This window comes from Micromonospora maritima (assembly GCF_902825405.1).
GTDB classification, from domain to species: domain Bacteria; phylum Actinomycetota; class Actinomycetes; order Mycobacteriales; family Micromonosporaceae; genus Micromonospora; species Micromonospora maritima.
Window position 1 is genome coordinate 1 of the sequence record NZ_CADEAU010000018.1, and the last position, 15,349, is coordinate 15,349.

A 15,349-nucleotide genomic window follows, 5' to 3' on the forward strand; every position below is an offset into this window, starting at 1 on the left:
CAGGGCGGTGCCGGCGGGAAGCGGGCCGGGCGGTACGTCGCCGCTCAGCCGGCTCGGGCCCGCGAGGCGACCGGGAGCCCCCGGTCCCACCCCACCCGGCGCAGCGCCTGCGCGTACACCCGGACGCCGAGGAGGCGGTAGAGCGTCGACTCCCACGGCCGGGGCCGCCAGTAGCGGCCCGACAACCGCGGCTGCGCCCGGCGCATCCAGGCGGCGATCCAGGCCATCAGCGCGAAGTGCACGACCCAGGCGAACGCGAAACCGTAGCCGAGCACCTCGCCGGTGAACGCGCCGACGGCGGCCACGGCCACCGGCCCGAGCAGCAGGATCAGCCTCGCTCCCGCGGTGCCGGACTCCACTCCGCAAGCCTATCGCCGCGCCGCGCCGGCACTCCTGGCGCGACGGCGCCGACCGTTGCGCCAGTACCGGGGCACCCCGGTACTGGCGCGAGACCGCCCGGGCGGGACCCGCGGCGACAGGTGACCCGGCCGCCGCGGGCCGGGTCACCTGTGCCGGGCGGTGACCAAGTCGGTACGGCGGCGGTGTCGCCAGTACATCTGTCGGTACACGCCGTCGGGGAACTCCGGCTGCCACGGCTTCACCGGGCCGGCGAAGTGGATGACGGACGCGTCGGTGACGTTCCCGCCGACGCGCGGATCGAGTCGCCACGCCATCATGTGGTTCCAGCGCTTGGGCATCCGTGTCCACCGCCCGTAGACGGCGTGGTTGAGGGCGTCCTGGTCCGGGAAGCGCGACTCGTCCGCGTGGCGGGCGACGTAGTCGAGCGCCTTGGCGGTGACGTCGAGCGCCTTCCACCGCGGCACGTCGATGAGCAGCACCCCGGAGTTCAGGTACGGGGCCTGGGCGTCGAGGTCGTGGTAGGGGCCGTAGATGCCCGGCAGGCCGCCGGTGTCGATGAGCCGGCGGGTGAACGCGTCCCGGACCGCGCCCAGTGGCGCGCCGGCCAGGTCGAGGTCACGCAGTTCCGCGAGCGAGCCGGTGCAGAGCACGTCCGAGTCGAGATAGACCAACCGGTGGACGTCCGGCGGCAGGGCGTGCGGGATCAGCAGCCGCAGGTACATGGCGGCCGAAAGGTAGCTCAGGTGGGGTTCGCGGGAGCCGGGCAGGCGGATCGGGGGTGGGTCCACCGTCAGGAAGGAGACGGTGGCGTGCCCGGCCGCCCGGGTGAGGGCGGCCCGGCTCCGCTCGGTGACGTCGTCGCCGGCGGCGAACCAGAACCGCAACGGTTCGGCCGGCATGTGGGCAACCACAGTGGACACCACGACGGCGGCGTGGGGGGCGTAGGTGGCATCGAAGGCCAGTGCGCAGTCCAGAACTACCTCCTCCGTCGAACATGGACGTACGCAAATTTACAACGATGCAGAAGGGGATGACAACCAACCCGGTCACGGGCCCGCACACCTCGACGTGGCCGCTTCCGCCCCGGCCCGTCCGGGAGGGAGATGCGCCGTTCGTCCCCCCGGGCGAGGTTCGCCCCGACGTCCCGGGCCGGCGGGCCGACGCGGGATGCGGCGGCGGCCGTGCGGTGCGTACAGTTCCGGGTCGGACGTGGGGCGGCCCGGGTGGATCCGGTGCGGGGAACGGAATGAGACAGCGGCGGCATGACGGCGGACAAGAGCACCGAGAACGGCCAGAACGGCATTGACCGCGATCGGCTGGAGACCTGCCTGAGCGTCTTCGAGGCGTTGGAGGACCTGCCTCCCGACCACCCCGACGTGGTGCGGGTGCAACGGGCCACCGCGAGGCTCTACAAGGTGATCAAGCAGCGGCGACGCGAGGAACGCCGCAACGCCGTCGTGGCGGCCGACCGGGCGGTGACGGCGGCCACCGCCACCGGCGCCCCCGGGCGGATCGACGACGAGACCCAGGGCATCCCGCTGGCCTCCCCCACCGTCGGCGCCACGGCCGGCTTCCTGCACAACCCGCGTGGCTGTTACGTCTGCAAGCAGCGCTACCGCGAGGTGGACGCCTTCTACCACCAGCTCTGTCCGCCCTGTGCCGCGCTGAACCGGGAGCGCCGCGACGCCCGCACCGACCTGACCGGCCGGCGCGCGCTGCTCACCGGCGGCCGGGCGAAGATCGGCATGTACATCGCGCTGCGGCTGCTGCGCGACGGCGCGCACACGACGGTGACCACGCGGTTCCCGCACGACGCGGTCCGCCGGTTCGCCGCGATGCCCGACAGCGCGGACTGGCTGCACCGGCTGCGGGTCGTCGGCATCGACCTGCGCGATCCCGCCCAGGTGATCGCCCTCGCCGACTCGGTCAGCGACCAGGGACCGCTCGACATCCTGATCAACAACGCCGCGCAGACCGTCCGTCGCACGCCCGGGGCGTACGCGCCACTCCTGGCCGCGGAGGCGGCGGCGCTGCCGGACGGTCCGCTGCCGGAGATCGTCACGTTCGCCTCGTCGACCGGCCGGAGCGACCCGGCGGGCAGCCTGACCGCCGGGCCGCGCCCGGCGCTGACCCCGCACGCGCTCACCGCGCTGGCGCTGACCGGCGGCTCCGCCTCGCCGGAGCGGATCGCGGCGGCGACCGCCATCGACGCCGGCGGTCTGGTGCCGGACCTCGAACCGGTCAACAGCTGGGTGCAGCGGGTGCACGAGGTGGACCCGGTCGAACTGCTCGAGGTGCAGCTGTGCAACGTGACCGCGCCGTTCGTGCTGGTCAGCCGACTACGACCGGCGATGGCCGCCGCCACCGCCCGCCGCAAGTACGTGGTGAACGTGTCGGCGATGGAGGGCCAGTTCGCCCGCGGCTACAAGGGGCCGGGGCACCCGCACACCAACATGGCCAAGGCCGCGCTGAACATGCTGACCCGCACCAGCGCCCAGGAGATGCTGGCCGACGGCATCCTCATGACGAGCGTCGACACCGGCTGGATCACCGACGAACGGCCCCACCCGACGAAGATGCGGCTGGCGGACGCCGGCTTCCACGCCCCGCTGGACCTGGTGGACGGCGCGGCCCGGGTCTACGACCCGATCGTCCGCGGCGAACAGGGCGAAGACCTGTACGGCTGCTTCCTGAAGGACTACGCGCCCTGCGCCTGGTGATCGGCGCGCGCGACCTCACCGTCAGCCGCGGCGGCCCCCGCGCCGCAGTGCCGGCCCGCTGTCGCAGAGGAAGCTCCGCAGCGTACGCGCCGGCCGTCCGGTGACGCGCTCGACGGTGTCGGTCACCTCCGCGAAGCCGCCGGCGCACACCCGCTCCAACGTCAGGGCGGAGAGGTCCCGTTCGAAGCCCTCGAGTCCGGCGACGGCCTCCTCGACCGTCACGTCGCGGTGGGTCACGGGGCGTCCCGCCGCGGCGGAGAGCAGTTCCGCGGTGCGCGGCAACGACAGTGCCTCCGGACCGGAGATCCGGTACGTCCGGCCGCCGCAGGCCGGCCCGTTCTCATGAAACGGACCCTAGCCTCGCGGGAGCACGGTGATGGCCACGACGACGCTGTTGACGACAGTGGCGGTCACGGTGCGGGTCACGGCCTGCGCAGCAGCGTCGGCGCCCCAGTCGCCGCGCTCGAGCGCCTTGGCCCGCGTGATCACCTCCGACGTCCACGGGATCTCGCGGTCGAACTGCGGAAGTGTCCCGCTCGCCGACAGCAGCGCCGCGAGCGCGGCGACCCGGGCCGCCGGCTCCGCACCGTCCACGAGGACCCGCCGAACGTCGGCGAGCAGGCGGGACCGTCGTTCGGTCCGGCCCTCGCGCAGGGCCGTCGTCCGGAACAGGCCCAGCACCCTACGCGGCTCCTCGTCGATGTCGCCGCGGGCGACGAGCCGTTCCAGCACCGGCTCGCGCAGGGCGGGACCGATCGCCGCCAGTGCGGTCTGCACTCCCCTCGGCTTCTCGGCGAGGTAGGTCCACGCCGGGCGGAGAAGGTCGTCCGCCGGCGGGTGACCCGCCACGCCGCCGACCCGCCCCCGGTCCCCCGTGGTCAGGTGGTCGCCGAGGGCCAGGTCGGCGAGGACCGCCCCACCGAGGACGTAGAAGAGGGTGTTCTCCCCCGCGATCGTCCCGGACGCGGGCTGGAACAGGAGCAGCAGGAGATCCTCGACGAGGGTCGGGGCGTCCGACCGGGGTCCGGTGGTCATCGGCGGGGCTCCCAGCGGAACAGGCGGGTGGCGAGGGCGACGGCGACGACGACCCAGCCGAGCGTGGGCGCGAGCAGGAGCAGGGAGTCGGTCACGGCGACCCCGCCGTTCCAGGCGTTCATGGTCAGTTCGGTGGCCGCGCCGCCGGGCAGCAGGCGCTTGAGCCAGGCGAGGTTCTCGGTGCCGGAGATGCCGACCCAGGTGGCCACGGCGATCACCCCGAGGGTGACGGGCAGCGTGGTGACCTGTGCGTGTTCCGGTGAGTTCGTCAGCCCAGCCGTGGCCAGGGCCAGGCCGACCATCATGGCCAGGGTCGCAAGGACCGCCACGACCAGCAGCGCGACGTTCGCCGGTGCGCCGGTGACCACGGCCAGGACGGTCAGGATGACGGTCAGCTGCACCACGGCGAGGACGAGTACGGGCAGCAGCAGGCCGGCGAGGATGCCGGCGTCGCCTTCGGCGGTGGAGCGCAGTCGCTTGAGGAAGAGGTTCTGCCGCCGGGAGGCCAGCGTGGTGACGGCGGTGGCGTAGAGCCCGAACGCGGTGATCGTGAACATCACGATCGCGGCGATGTAGCCGAGGCTGCCGAGGGCGGCGTAGGTCTCGTGCTGTCGGATGAAGAACGCGCTGACGACCACCGGGATGATGAGGCTGGTGATCAGGACGAGCCGGTTGCGGAAGATCTGGATCAGTTCGCCTGTGGCGATGGACAACACCGTGGAACTCCTGTCGCGGTCGCGGGTCAGTTGCTGATGGCGCGGAAGACGTCGTCGAGACGGGTCGGCCCGGCCTCCAGGCCCTGCAGCTCGACGGCGTGGTCCTGCGCCCACCGGAGCAGGACGTGCAGGTCGTGCTGGAGCCCGAAGGTCTCGACGACGACCTTCCCCTCGGCGTCGGGCACGGCCCGCAGCGGCAGGGCCGGTGCCCCGACCGGGAGGGAGAAGCGGATGACGGCCGGCAGGGTGCGGGTCAGCTCGGCCACGGTGCCCTCGCGGTGCAGGGTGCCCTGGTGCATCAGTCCGATGCGGTCGGCGCGCTGCTGCGCCTCCTCCAGGTAGTGGGTGGTGAGCACGATGGTGGCGCCGTTCTCGCGGAGCCGGTCGACGGTCGCCCAGACGGCGTCGCGGGACTGGATGTCCAGGCCCGTGGTCGGCTCGTCCAGGAAGATCAGCTCCGGGGTCCCGTAGACGGCGGTGGCGAAGTCCAGCCGCCGCTTCTCGCCACCGGAGAGCTGTGACACCTTGCGGCCGGCCCGTCCGGTGAGGTCGACGAGGTCGAGCACCCGGTCGACGTCGTCGCTGCGCCGGGTGAGCCGGCCGACGAGCCGGACGGACTCACGCACCGTGAGGTCCGGTGAGAAACCGCTCTCCTGGAGCATGACGCCCATCCGGGGACGGACCACCCGGCGGTCGCGCGGGCTGTGGCCGAAGACGCGCACGGTCCCGGAGGCGGGCCGGCGGTGTCCCTCGACGACCTCCAGGGTCGAGGTCTTGCCGGCGCCGTTGGTGCCGAGCAGCGCGTACAGCTCTCCGGGCCGTACCTCGAAGGAGAGGTCCTTGACGGCGTGGAAGTCACCGTAGGTCAGGTTCAGCCGGTCGACCTCGATGACGGGTGTGGTGGACATGCACCCATCACAGCGCGGCCGACGCCGACCGGTCAGTGGCGCCACGTCACCACCGCATGTGACACGGTGTCACTGGTCGTCGCCCGCGGCTGCCGGATACTGGTGCGGTGACCGCGAGCGCTCCCCGCTTCACCGAGTCGACGCAGGGAAGGCTGCGCCGGCTCAATCTCGTCACGTCACTACCGCCCGTGGTGTTCGCCGCCGCGGTTCTCCTCTACACCGACGCGCGTACCTGGTGGCACCTGGTCGTCCTCGTGCCGGGGGCCGTGGCGGCCGTGGTGGCCTTCGAACGGTGGACGGCCAACGACCTGGCCCGGGTGGCGCTGCCGTGCGTGCTCGTCGGGGCGGCGGTGTGGCCGCTGGGGGTCCTGGTGACCGGCAGCCCCAACGCCTACTGGGGGGTCTGCGCCGTGGGGTCCCTCGCCCTGCGGGAGGTCCGGCGACGCCGGGCGGCGATGGCCCTGCTGTTCTCCTACGTGGCCGCCGTCGGCGCGGCACGGCTGCTGGTGCAGCGGGACGACATCGGTCACGTCCTGCTCACCTACGTCCTGGTCCCGACCGTGCTCACCGTCCTCGTGACGGTCTTCACCATCGTGGGCGAGCGGTTCTACGACCTCATCCGGGAACTCGAACAGACCCGGGAACGCGCGGCGGAACTGGCCGTCGTCCGGGAGCGCGTGCGGTTCGCCAGCGACCTGCACGACATCCAGGGCCACACCCTGCACGTGGTCAAGCTGAAGATCGCCCTGGCGCAGCGGCTGCTACGCCGCGACACCGAGCGGGCCGAGAAGGAACTGCACGAGACGTACGCCCTGGTCAGCGACACCATCACGCAGACCAAGGAACTCGCGTACGCCCAACGGCGACTCAACCTCACCGCCGAGATCGAGAACGCGAAGAACCTGTTCGAGGCCGCCGGCATCCGGGTGCGGGTGACCCGGGAGGCCGAGGTCGACGCCCGCGTCAGCGAACTGCTCGGGCAGGTGCTGCGCGAGACCACCACCAACATCCTGCGTCACGCGCAGGCCAGCCAGGTGCAGATCACCCTCGCCGGGTCGGGCATCACCATCGTCAACGACGGCGCGACCGGCGACACCCCACCGCGGCTCAGGGGACTGTCCGCGCTGCGGCAGCGGGTGGCGGGTGACGGCGGTCAGCTGATCGTGGAACAGCACGAGGGGCGCTTCCGGACGGCCGCGACGTTCCCGCCGGCCCGTGGTGCGCTGGACCCACCGGCCCGTAGGGAGGACCGTCGATGACGACGATCGTGCTCGCCGACGACGAGGTGCTGCTCCGCACGGCCCTCGCCGCGCTGCTGCCCCTGGAGGGCGACATCACCGTTCTCGCCGAGGCGCAGGACGGCGCGACGGCCGTCGCGGCCACCCTGCGGCACCGGCCCGACGTCCTGGTCATCGACCTGGAGATGCCCGGCGTGGACGGCCTGGGCGCGGTCGCCGAGATCCGCCGGACGCGACCCGAGCAGGTGATCCTCATGCTGACCCGGCACGCCCGCCCCGGCGTGCTCCGCAAGGCCCTGAAACTCGGCGTCCAGGGCTTCATCAGCAAGTCCGCCGAGCCGGCGCACATCACCTCCGTCATCGCCACCCTGCACGCCGGCAAGCGCTGGATCGACCCGGACGTGTCCGCGCTCGCCGTCACCGACGACTCCCCTCTCACCGACCGCGAAGCCGACGTCCTCCGCGTCACCGGCGAGGGCTACTCGGTCGTCGACATCGCCGCCCGCCTGCATCTCGCGCCGGGAACCGTCCGCAACTACCTCTCCAACGCCATGCGCAAGACCCAGACCCGGACCCGCCACGACGCGGCCCGGTACGCCCGCGAACACGACTGGCTGTGACGGTGGACGATCCTCGTCCGGCCTCCCGTCGTCAGTTCCATGCGTTCCAGGTATAGGTTCGGTGGATGGATGTGGTCGCTGCCTGCCGAGCCTTCGTCGCCGTCAGCGGGCACGGCAGTTTCACCTCCGGCGCCGCCGCGGCGGGCATCCCCCAGTCGGTCGCCAGTCGCCGCATCGCCGCCCTGGAGGACCACTTCGGGGCGCGGCTGTTCGACAGGTCGTCCCGGGCGGTCCGGTTGACGTCGTTCGGGCAGGACATGCTGCCCACCGCGCGTCGCCTGGTCGATCTCGCCGACGCGATGGCCGACGACGCCGAGCGCGCCCGGCTGCGCCCGCTCCGGGTCGCCGTACCCGAGACCTGCCCGGCACACCGCCTCGCCGCCCTGGTGGTCGCGAGCCGGCGTCATCGCCTCCACCTGGAGGTACGGCCGGCCGGCCCGCAGGAACGCGACAGGCTCTGCCAGACGCTGGAGGTCGGCGCCGGGATCCTGGCGGTCCCGGAGGCGGCGGCCTCCTGGCGGGTACCGCTCGGGCTGGCCGCGCGGACCCCCTTCCCGGCGTCGACGGTGTTCCTGGAGACGCTGCGCAGCGGCCGAGCGCGCACGCAGGCACGACGGCGCATCCTCATCCAGCCGGAGGACGACGTCGCCCACCTGCGGGACCCGCTGACCCGTGCCGGCCAGTCGGTCGGGCTGGCGCCGGCCCAGGTCACCGTCGCGCCGTCCCTCATCGACGCCGCGGCGACGGCGCTGAGCTCACCCGACCTGCTGCTCTGCTCCCGCCAGCAGGCCGAGGACTTCGGGCTGCACTGGTGCCCCCTCGCCGACCCGCGACTCGTCCGGGGCTACGACGTCGCCGCCGGCCTCCGCGAGGACCTCGAACAGCTGAGGACGGTTCTGCACCCGGACGTGGCGCGATGCCTGGGCGCGACGACATGAGCGCCACCACCGTCGTGCGCCACGCGCGCGAGCTGCTCGACGAGGCGGGACTGCACGGCGCCTTCCTGGTCCGCAACCTCGACACCGGCGAGGAGATCGGCTTCGACACGGACACCCGGTATCCGTCGGCGTCGCTGGTGAAGGTGCCGTTGGCGGTCGCCGTGCTGGAGCGGATCGCCCGTGGCGAACTCGATCCGGCGATGCCTGTCGACGTCACCCCCGGTCGGATCGCCGCCCCCGGTCCGACCGGTCTGAGCCGCTTCCGTCACCCGGCCCGGATAGCCGTGGACGACCTGCTCTACCTGAGCACCTGCATCAGCGACAGCGTCGCCGCCGACGCCCTGTTCGACCTCGTTCCGCCGGCCGCGGTCGCCGCCGAGCTGCGGCGACTGCGCGTCGACGGCATCGCCGTCCGACACCGGGCGGGCGACCTCGCCGACACGCCGGCGGAACGTCTCGGCCCCGACGACGCGCACCTGGCCCACTCCCTCGCCATCGGCGCGGCCACCCCCGGGCAGGGGCACCCGGTCGCCCAGCTCGACGTCACCCGCGCCAACACCGGGTCGGCGCGGGCCTACGTCGACCTGCTGCACGCCCTCTGGCGGCCGTCGGTGATCCCGCAGCCCACCGCCGCGCGGGTGCGCGCCCTGATGGGCGACAACCTGCACCGGCAGCGGCTCGCGCCCGACTTCACCTCCGACGCCTCCCGCTGGTCGTCCAAGACCGGCACCCTGCTGCACCTGCGCCACGAGGTGGGGGTGGTGGACCACGCCGACGGGCAGTCGTACGCGGTCGCCGCGCTCACCGCGTCCCGGGTGCCCGCCGTCGCCCAGCCCGGCAGCGAGGCGACGATGGCACAGGTCGCCCGCTCCCTGCACGACCACCTGCGCACGGGCACCCTGCCCTGGTGGGGCTAGACCCGGACACGCGCTGGTCCGCGACGGGTTCGGGTCCGCCGCTCGTGCGACCACACCAGCAGCACCATGGCGATGTTGACGGCCGCCAGGATCAGCAGGGACGCGTCGCCGGAGTCGGTGGCGCGGTCGATCGCGTAGGGCTCGCCGCCGGCCATCACCGTGCTGACGATCCCGAACAGGACGTTGTTGGCGACGTGGAAGGCGACAGGCGCCTCGATGCCGCTGCTCACGATCGCCATCAGGCCGGTGCAGAGGCCGATGAAGGTGAAGTAACCGAACAGCCAGGGGTCGCTCGACCCGTGGAGCACGGCGAAGCCCAGGCTGGACACGACGAGCCCGACGGCCAACGCCGGCCGGACCGCACGCACCCAGGACGCGGCGGCCGGCAGTACGGCACTGCGCCACAGCAGCTCCTCGCCGGCGGACTGCAGCGGCGTGCTCAGCACGGTGACCGCCAACAGGCCGATCGTGGTGCCGGTGATCCCGAAGGCGGTCCAGCCCGGCGAGTCCGGCGCCACCAGCGCCACGACGCCGATCCCCGCGCCGACGAGCAGCGCGGCTCCGACGAGGTAGTACGTCAGGCGGCGGGCGTCGAAGGCCCGGGGTGAGCTGATCAGGCTGCGCCACGGCACCCGGGCGATCCGCGCCAGGAGCAGGACCGCCACGACGCCCGACGCGCCGATGCTGAGGTTGACGGCCAGGGACTTCAACGGCGTCATGGTCGGGGACATCGGATCGTCGCTGCCCTCGACGACGCCCACGACCTGATAGAGCAGGACCTGGAGGGCCAGCATCACCAGCGGCGGCACGAGGATGACCACGAGCGGCTTCCACCAGCTCATGCGCAGGTGCGCCCCGAAGGGTCGGGAGCTGTCGACGGCGGGCCGTCCGGCGGTTCGTGGGGCGTGCATGGGGTTCCTCTCGGGTGGCGTGACATGCCCATTGCAGCGCTCGCCGGACGGTGCGGGCAGTGTCACCGCGTCACCATCGCACCGTGACATTCGGCGAGGCAGGAGACGGGGACGGCGTCACCTGGCGAGTTCCGCCGGTGGGGGTGGGAAGTCGACGCGGGGCCTGCCCTCCATCGCCGCCGCCAGGCTCTCGTAGACCGGCGGGTTGATGCCGTCGCGCCGCTGGTGCCCCATCCTGACGGTGGTCTGCGGCCAGTCCGGGTCGGTCATGATGCCGGCCACCGCGTACTGCCTGGTCATCGCGACCATGGAGGCGTAGTTCTCCGCGTCGGTGGTGCCGGTCTTGCCGGCGACCGGCGCGTCCACCGCGGCCTTCACCCGCGCGGCCGTACGGCTGGCGCCGCACCGGCTGGTGGCGGAGTCGTCGCCGACGGGGCAGCGGGCGACGTCGACGGCGGCGCGGGCCACCCCGGTGCTCACCCGCTTCTCGCACCGCGGCCGCGCGACGTCCGACGTCCTGCCGTCCGGGCCCCGGATCTCCTGCACCGGAGTCGGCTCACACCAGGTGCCGTCCGCGGCCAGGGTCGCGTACGCGTTCGCCAGCTCCAGCGGGGTCGTGGCGGAGACGCCCAGGGTGAAGGCGCCCCAGTCGTGGGCGGCCTCCCGGTCGGCGGCCCACCGTTGCTCCCGGTCGACCCGGAACCGGATGCCGAGCCGCTCGGCCACGTCGACCACGTTCTCCGCGCCGATCCGCTGTTGCAGCGGGACGAAGTAGGTGTTCGTCGACCGGGCGAACGCGCTCCACATGGTCAGTACGCCACCGGCCTTCTTGTCCGAGTTCGTGGGGCAGTAGCGGGAGGTGCCGGGACACGCGGTGGGGCTGGCGCGATCGACGACGTACGTCGACCGGAACCGCTGCGGCGCGTCGATGGTGTGGCCGAGCGGGATGCCCTTCTCCAGGGCGGCGACGACGGTGAAGATCTTGAAGGTCGACCCGGCCTGGTACCCGGTGATGCCGTCCCCGCCGGTGAGCAACGGGTTGACGGTGCGGGGATAGGTGCCCGACGCTCCCTTCGCCCGCTGCGCCGGGTCGCTGTGCGGCTCGTTGGTCGGGTTCCTCGGGTCGTCGAGCGCGAAGGTGCGGTTCACGGCCAGGGCCCGGACGCGGCCGGTGCCGGGTTCCACCACGGCGACCATGGCGGCCTCCGCGGCGGTCTCGGCCTTGGCCCTGCGGACGGCCTGGTCGGCGCCGCGCTGCGCCCGGGCGTCGAGGGTGGTGACGACCCGGTAGCCGCCGCCCCGCAGCCGCCGCTCCCGGTCGTACGCGGTGGCGCCGAACTCCTCCCGGGACATCCACCAGCGGTAGAAGTAGTCGCAGAAGAAGCCCCAGCGCCTCTCGCCGACGGAGACGCACCCGTTCGGCGGACGCGTGTCCCGGACCACGAGCGGGGCCGCCTTCGCGGCATCGGCCTGCGCCCGGGTGAGGGCGCCGGTCGTGACCATGTTGTCGAGCACGTAGTTGCGCCGGTCCAGCGCCAACGGACGGCCGCCGCGGCTGGTCGGGTCGTTGGTGGTGGGCGCCTTGACCATGCCGGCCAGCAGGGCCGCCTCCGCGACCGTGAGCCGGCCCGGCGGCTTGCCGAAGTAGACCTGACTGGCGGCGTGGACGCCGTACGCGCCGTTGCCGAAGAAGGCGATGTTCAGGTAGCGCTCCAGGATCTCGTCCTTGGTGAACTCCCGGTCGACCCGCAGCGCGTACCGCATCTCGCGCAGCTTGCGGGCGCTGGTGTCCTCCGTCGCCGCGACCACGTCGGCCGGATGGTCCGCCGAGTACGCGAGGGCGAGCCGCACGTACTGCATGGTCAGCGTCGAGGCGCCCTGCCGGTCCGCGGCGCCGGCGGAGTTGTTGACGAAGGCGCGCCCGACCCCCTTGAGGTCGATCCCGTTGTGCCGGTAGAAGTCGTGGTCCTCGGCGGCGACGATCGCCTGGCGCATCACCGGCGCGACCTGGGCCAGCGGGACGTCCCGACGGTTCTCGTCGTACATGGTCGCCAGCGGGGTCCGGCCGTCGGCGGCGAACAGGTAGCTGATCTGCGGCGCCCGGGTCACCGACAACTCGCTCGGCAACGCGCCGAACGCCTCCGCCCCGGCCTTCGCCCCCAGGCCGGACAGCGCCACCGGGGGGAAGACGACTGCCGCGACCACCACGCCGGCCAGCAGGCCACAGACGATCAGCGAGACGGTCCTGGTCCACAACGTACGGAAGCGCATCTGCATTCTGGTCGAACCTCGATCCCTTGGTGCCGCTCGGTCGGCGGTGCCGTGCCCCGGTGGGACGCCCGCCGTCACAGTGCGGCGATCGCGACCTCGGCCGCCCGCGCGATCAGGGCGTTGTCGTAGTCGGCGTCCTTCTGGTCGCGGCTGGACAGCACCGCGAGCACGATCGGCGCCCGGTCCGGCGGCCAGATCACCGCGATGTCGTTGCGGGTGCCGTAGCCGCCGGAACCGGTCTTGTCTCCGACGACCCAGCCGTCGGGCACCCCGGCGCGGATCAGTTCGCCGCCCGTGGTGTTGCCCCGCAGCCAGCCGTTGAGGATGTCACGGTCCGCGGGGTCGAGGGCGTCGCCGACGGCGTACGCCCGCAGGTCCTGAGCCAGGGCCCGCGCGGTGCTGGTGTCCCGCCGGTCACCCGGGCGCGCCTCGTTGAGCGCGGTCTCGTACCGCGCCGGGTCGGTGACCTTGTCGCCGACGCCGCGCAGCTCCTTCTCGAACTTCTGCGGTCCGCCGAGCCGACGCAGCAGCAGGTTGCCGGCGGTGTTGTCGCTGTAGCGCACGGCCGCGTCGGCGATCGCGCGCAGCGTCATGCCGTCGGCGACGTGCCGCTCGGTGATCGGCGAGTAGGTGACCAGGTCGTCCGCCGAGTACCGCACCACCCGGTCCAGCTCGGCGTCCGTGGTCTCGTCGAGGACCTCCGCGGCGGCCAACGCCTTGAAGGTCGAGGCGTACGCGAACCGCTCGTCGGCCCGGTAGCTGACGCTCGCGCCGGTGCCGGTGTCGATCGCGTACACCCCCAGCCGCGCGTCGAACGTCTCCTCCAGGCGCCGGAACTCGCCGTCCCGGTCGGCGGCGGCGGACGCGGCGGCGGTCGTCGGCCGGTCCGGCGTCGGCTGTGCGGCGGCATCGACGGCGTCGGCGGGACTGCAGGCGGCGAGGGCCACCGCTGCCGCCGCGGCCACCAGCCGGTGTGACGCGAGCACCATGATCACTCCTTCGTGGGTGTCGTGCGCCCGGCGCCGGAAGCGCCGGTCGGGCAGGACTCGACCCTCGCAGCGATCGGGCATGCGGTCGAAGACGGAATCGGGGGTGTTCATGCCGATCCGGCATCGCCGTGGCTGTGCGGCGGCCCCGGTCCGGGGACGTCGTCCCGCAGGTCAGGCGGGATCGACGTCGTCCCGGCCGGGCTCGTCCGCCCACCCCAGGTGGGTGAGAATGTCCGCGGCGACCCTCGCGGGGGTGCCGTCGTTCGTGATCGTGAAGTCCGCGACGGCGGGCTCGACCGGAACGGACGCAGGCTGGGCCAGCGCCCGCAGGTGGCGTTCGAGCCGTGGTCCCGTGTCCCGTCGGCGCAGCCGGCCACGAATCGTGTCGACGTCAGCGGTCAACCCGACCACGACCAGGTCACAGCCCGCGAGGCTCTCCGCGTACCGCTGCCGCTGGACGGTGCTCTCGACGACGGCTGCCACGACGACGAACCGCGCTCCGGCGGCCCGGAAGTTGCCCCACACCGAGGCGAGGTTCACGCACTTGAGCTCGTCGTACACCCGTGCCCCGGCATCGCCGGCGGCCGCGGCCGCCGCGCTCACGCGGGCACCGGGCCGCACGGAGTCGGTCAGAAGTCGCGCCACTCGTCGAACCACTGGTCGGCCAGATGCGCGGGGAGATCAGCCCGGGTGGCGAGTTCCACGAACGCGTCGGAGGCCTCCTCCCGGCGCACCGTGTCGATGATCGCGTATTTCCGGTCGATCGTGTGGAGCGCCTCGACCAGGGTGCGCAGAGCCGCTTCAGCTTCGTCGGCTCGCCGATCACGGTCCTGCGGAAGCTTGTCAAGGGTGCGGACCGCGCCGGCGTATGCCCTGCAGGCGGCGGCCCCACCTCGGGCGTCGTCGTCGACCCAGTCCCGGAACGGGTTGTTCAGGTTGGCGGCCAGCCACGTGTCGGGCTTCGCGCCCTTGACGACCAGGCGCATTCCGGTGCCGCGGTAGCGGGCCTTCAGGGCGGACACGATCGAGCGGCGTAGACCGCTGATGCTCAGCTGCGTCAGCGAGGGCAGCTCAGGCAGTGTGTCCGCGTCCAGGCCGTAGCCATCGACAAGCTCGATGACCGCGAGACGGGTCAGACCGGCCAGAACGGCGGCGTCGATCAGCTGTCCCGGTGGCTTGCGCCAGTGGATCCGGACGCTCTCCAGCTCTGTCAGTTCCCGGACGGCACCGATGGACATGGTGCCGCCACCGTCCAGGGCGACCTCTCGGACACCGTGCAGGCCGGTGGGGACCATCGTGTGCGCATCAGCACCGGTCAGGACGAGACGAAGCCATCGACCGCCGTCCGCCGCGTACACGTCCGGGCCCGGGTCCGCCGCCACCAGCTCAAGGCCGCGCAACCCACGGGGCAACCGCACCTCGCGAAGCTCCGCACCGGACAGCGACAGGTGCTGCAGACCGGTCTCGGCCAGATCCACGACCGGCGGGGCGTCCCGCCAGGTCAGTGACGAGACGATCGGGTGGTCTGCCAACGCGCGGGCGAGACCCCGCTCCGGGCCGGTCCAGGTCAACGCCGTGCAGCGGGGCAGCTGATCGAGAGCGGACCATCGCACCGGCCCGGAGGCAGGCACCCGCATCGACCCCGCACCGCTCAGGTCCAGCAGTCGCGGGATGGCCGCGCCGAGGGTCACCGTCCCGGCGCCGAAGTCGACGTCGACCTCACCGC

At 72.8% G+C, this 15,349-nt stretch carries 15 protein-coding genes and 1 pseudogene; 5 read left to right on the forward strand and 11 right to left on the reverse strand.

Annotation, left to right across the window (positions count from 1 at the left end):
• Window positions 1–44: 44 nt before the first annotated feature.
• Both HUW36_RS04150 and HUW36_RS04155 read right to left on the reverse strand, forming a co-directional pair.
• Window positions 45–359 (reverse strand): hypothetical protein, encoded by a 315-nt coding sequence (locus HUW36_RS04150; protein ID WP_174526876.1) that lies wholly within the window; start codon window positions 357–359, stop codon window positions 45–47.
• Between the two features lie 144 nt (window positions 360–503).
• On the reverse strand, window positions 504–1,370 hold the full coding sequence (locus tag HUW36_RS04155) for a glycosyltransferase (protein WP_174526901.1): 867 nt from the start codon (window positions 1,368–1,370) through the stop codon (window positions 504–506).
• Window positions 1,371–1,622: 252 nt separating this feature from the next.
• Here HUW36_RS04155 and HUW36_RS04160 point away from each other — a divergent pair, with 252 nt between their 5' ends.
• Window positions 1,623–3,080, forward strand: coding sequence for an SDR family oxidoreductase (locus tag HUW36_RS04160; RefSeq protein ID WP_174526877.1), 1,458 nt, complete (start codon window positions 1,623–1,625; stop codon window positions 3,078–3,080).
• Between the two features lie 21 nt (window positions 3,081–3,101).
• On the opposite strand, the gene HUW36_RS04165 is transcribed toward HUW36_RS04160, so the two are convergent.
• The 4 genes from HUW36_RS04165 to HUW36_RS04180 all read right to left on the reverse strand — a co-directional run bounded on the left by HUW36_RS04165 (window position 3,102) and on the right by HUW36_RS04180 (window position 5,739).
• Entirely contained in the window at window positions 3,102–3,317 is a 216-nt protein-coding gene (locus tag HUW36_RS04165; protein ID WP_174526878.1) for a hypothetical protein, read from the reverse strand.
• 117 nt (window positions 3,318–3,434) lie between these two features.
• The gene (locus HUW36_RS04170; protein ID WP_174526879.1) at window positions 3,435–4,115 is read right to left on the reverse strand and encodes a GOLPH3/VPS74 family protein; all 681 of its coding nucleotides are present in this window, start codon (window positions 4,113–4,115) and stop codon (window positions 3,435–3,437) included.
• Window positions 4,112–4,828, reverse strand: a complete 717-nt coding sequence (locus tag HUW36_RS04175) for an ABC transporter permease (protein ID WP_217428769.1) — start codon at window positions 4,826–4,828, stop codon at window positions 4,112–4,114. Before HUW36_RS04175 ends, HUW36_RS04170 begins: the two co-directional genes overlap by 4 nt.
• A 29-nt stretch (window positions 4,829–4,857) precedes the next feature.
• The gene (locus HUW36_RS04180) at window positions 4,858–5,739 is read right to left on the reverse strand and encodes an ABC transporter ATP-binding protein (RefSeq protein ID WP_174526881.1); all 882 of its coding nucleotides are present in this window, start codon (window positions 5,737–5,739) and stop codon (window positions 4,858–4,860) included.
• 107 nt (window positions 5,740–5,846) lie between these two features.
• Here HUW36_RS04180 and HUW36_RS04185 point away from each other — a divergent pair, with 107 nt between their 5' ends.
• From HUW36_RS04185 to HUW36_RS04200, 4 genes are all read left to right on the forward strand, one after another.
• Window positions 5,847–6,998 carry a sensor histidine kinase gene (locus tag HUW36_RS04185; RefSeq protein WP_174526882.1) on the forward strand — a complete coding sequence of 384 codons (1,152 nt, stop codon included), beginning with the start codon at window positions 5,847–5,849 and terminating at the stop codon, window positions 6,996–6,998.
• Window positions 6,995–7,597, forward strand: a complete 603-nt coding sequence (locus HUW36_RS04190; RefSeq protein ID WP_174526883.1) for a response regulator transcription factor — start codon at window positions 6,995–6,997, stop codon at window positions 7,595–7,597. The genes HUW36_RS04185 and HUW36_RS04190 overlap by 4 nt, the downstream gene beginning before the upstream one ends.
• A gap of 65 nt (window positions 7,598–7,662) precedes the next feature.
• Complete coding sequence (locus HUW36_RS04195; protein WP_174526884.1) at window positions 7,663–8,535, forward strand: LysR family transcriptional regulator; 873 nt, start codon at window positions 7,663–7,665, stop codon at window positions 8,533–8,535.
• Window positions 8,532–9,452: a serine hydrolase gene (locus HUW36_RS04200; protein WP_174526902.1), complete on the forward strand. Its 921-nt coding sequence runs from the start codon at window positions 8,532–8,534 to the stop codon at window positions 9,450–9,452. The genes HUW36_RS04195 and HUW36_RS04200 overlap by 4 nt, the downstream gene beginning before the upstream one ends.
• Here HUW36_RS04200 and HUW36_RS04205 read toward each other — a convergent pair.
• From HUW36_RS04205 to HUW36_RS04225, 5 genes and pseudogenes are all read right to left on the reverse strand, one after another.
• Window positions 9,449–10,363 carry a CPBP family intramembrane glutamic endopeptidase gene (locus tag HUW36_RS04205; RefSeq protein ID WP_174526885.1) on the reverse strand — a complete coding sequence of 305 codons (915 nt, stop codon included), beginning with the start codon at window positions 10,361–10,363 and terminating at the stop codon, window positions 9,449–9,451. The two genes, HUW36_RS04200 and HUW36_RS04205, sit on opposite strands and share 4 nt — an antisense overlap.
• 126 nt (window positions 10,364–10,489) lie before the next feature.
• Window positions 10,490–12,640: pseudogene (locus HUW36_RS04210) on the reverse strand (transglycosylase domain-containing protein); the annotation flags it as partial.
• Window positions 12,641–12,708: 68 nt separating this feature from the next.
• The gene (gene bla, locus HUW36_RS04215; RefSeq protein WP_174526887.1) at window positions 12,709–13,623 is read right to left on the reverse strand and encodes a class A beta-lactamase; all 915 of its coding nucleotides are present in this window, start codon (window positions 13,621–13,623) and stop codon (window positions 12,709–12,711) included.
• A gap of 171 nt (window positions 13,624–13,794) precedes the next feature.
• On the reverse strand, window positions 13,795–14,226 hold the full coding sequence (locus HUW36_RS04220) for a hypothetical protein (RefSeq protein ID WP_174526888.1): 432 nt from the start codon (window positions 14,224–14,226) through the stop codon (window positions 13,795–13,797).
• Between the two features lie 26 nt (window positions 14,227–14,252).
• Window positions 14,253–15,314, reverse strand: a complete 1,062-nt coding sequence (locus tag HUW36_RS04225; protein WP_174526889.1) for a hypothetical protein — start codon at window positions 15,312–15,314, stop codon at window positions 14,253–14,255.
• Window positions 15,315–15,349: the final 35 nt, after the last annotated feature.

What these genes read in the sequence shown, in the direction of transcription:
- HUW36_RS04160 (WP_174526877.1), top strand. Translation starts at nt 1,623, where the DNA reads ATGACGGCGGACAAGAGCACCGAGAACGGCCAGAACGGCATTGACCGC.
- HUW36_RS04170 (WP_174526879.1), bottom strand. Translation starts at nt 4,115, where the DNA reads ATGACCACCGGACCCCGGTCGGACGCCCCGACCCTCGTCGAGGATCTC.
- HUW36_RS04180 (WP_174526881.1), bottom strand. Translation starts at nt 5,739, where the DNA reads ATGTCCACCACACCCGTCATCGAGGTCGACCGGCTGAACCTGACCTAC.
- HUW36_RS04190 (WP_174526883.1), top strand. Translation starts at nt 6,995, where the DNA reads ATGACGACGATCGTGCTCGCCGACGACGAGGTGCTGCTCCGCACGGCC.
- HUW36_RS04195 (WP_174526884.1), top strand. Translation starts at nt 7,663, where the DNA reads ATGGATGTGGTCGCTGCCTGCCGAGCCTTCGTCGCCGTCAGCGGGCAC.
- HUW36_RS04200 (WP_174526902.1), top strand. Translation starts at nt 8,532, where the DNA reads ATGAGCGCCACCACCGTCGTGCGCCACGCGCGCGAGCTGCTCGACGAG.
- HUW36_RS04205 (WP_174526885.1), bottom strand. Translation starts at nt 10,363, where the DNA reads ATGCACGCCCCACGAACCGCCGGACGGCCCGCCGTCGACAGCTCCCGA.
- bla (WP_174526887.1), bottom strand. Translation starts at nt 13,623, where the DNA reads ATGGTGCTCGCGTCACACCGGCTGGTGGCCGCGGCGGCAGCGGTGGCC.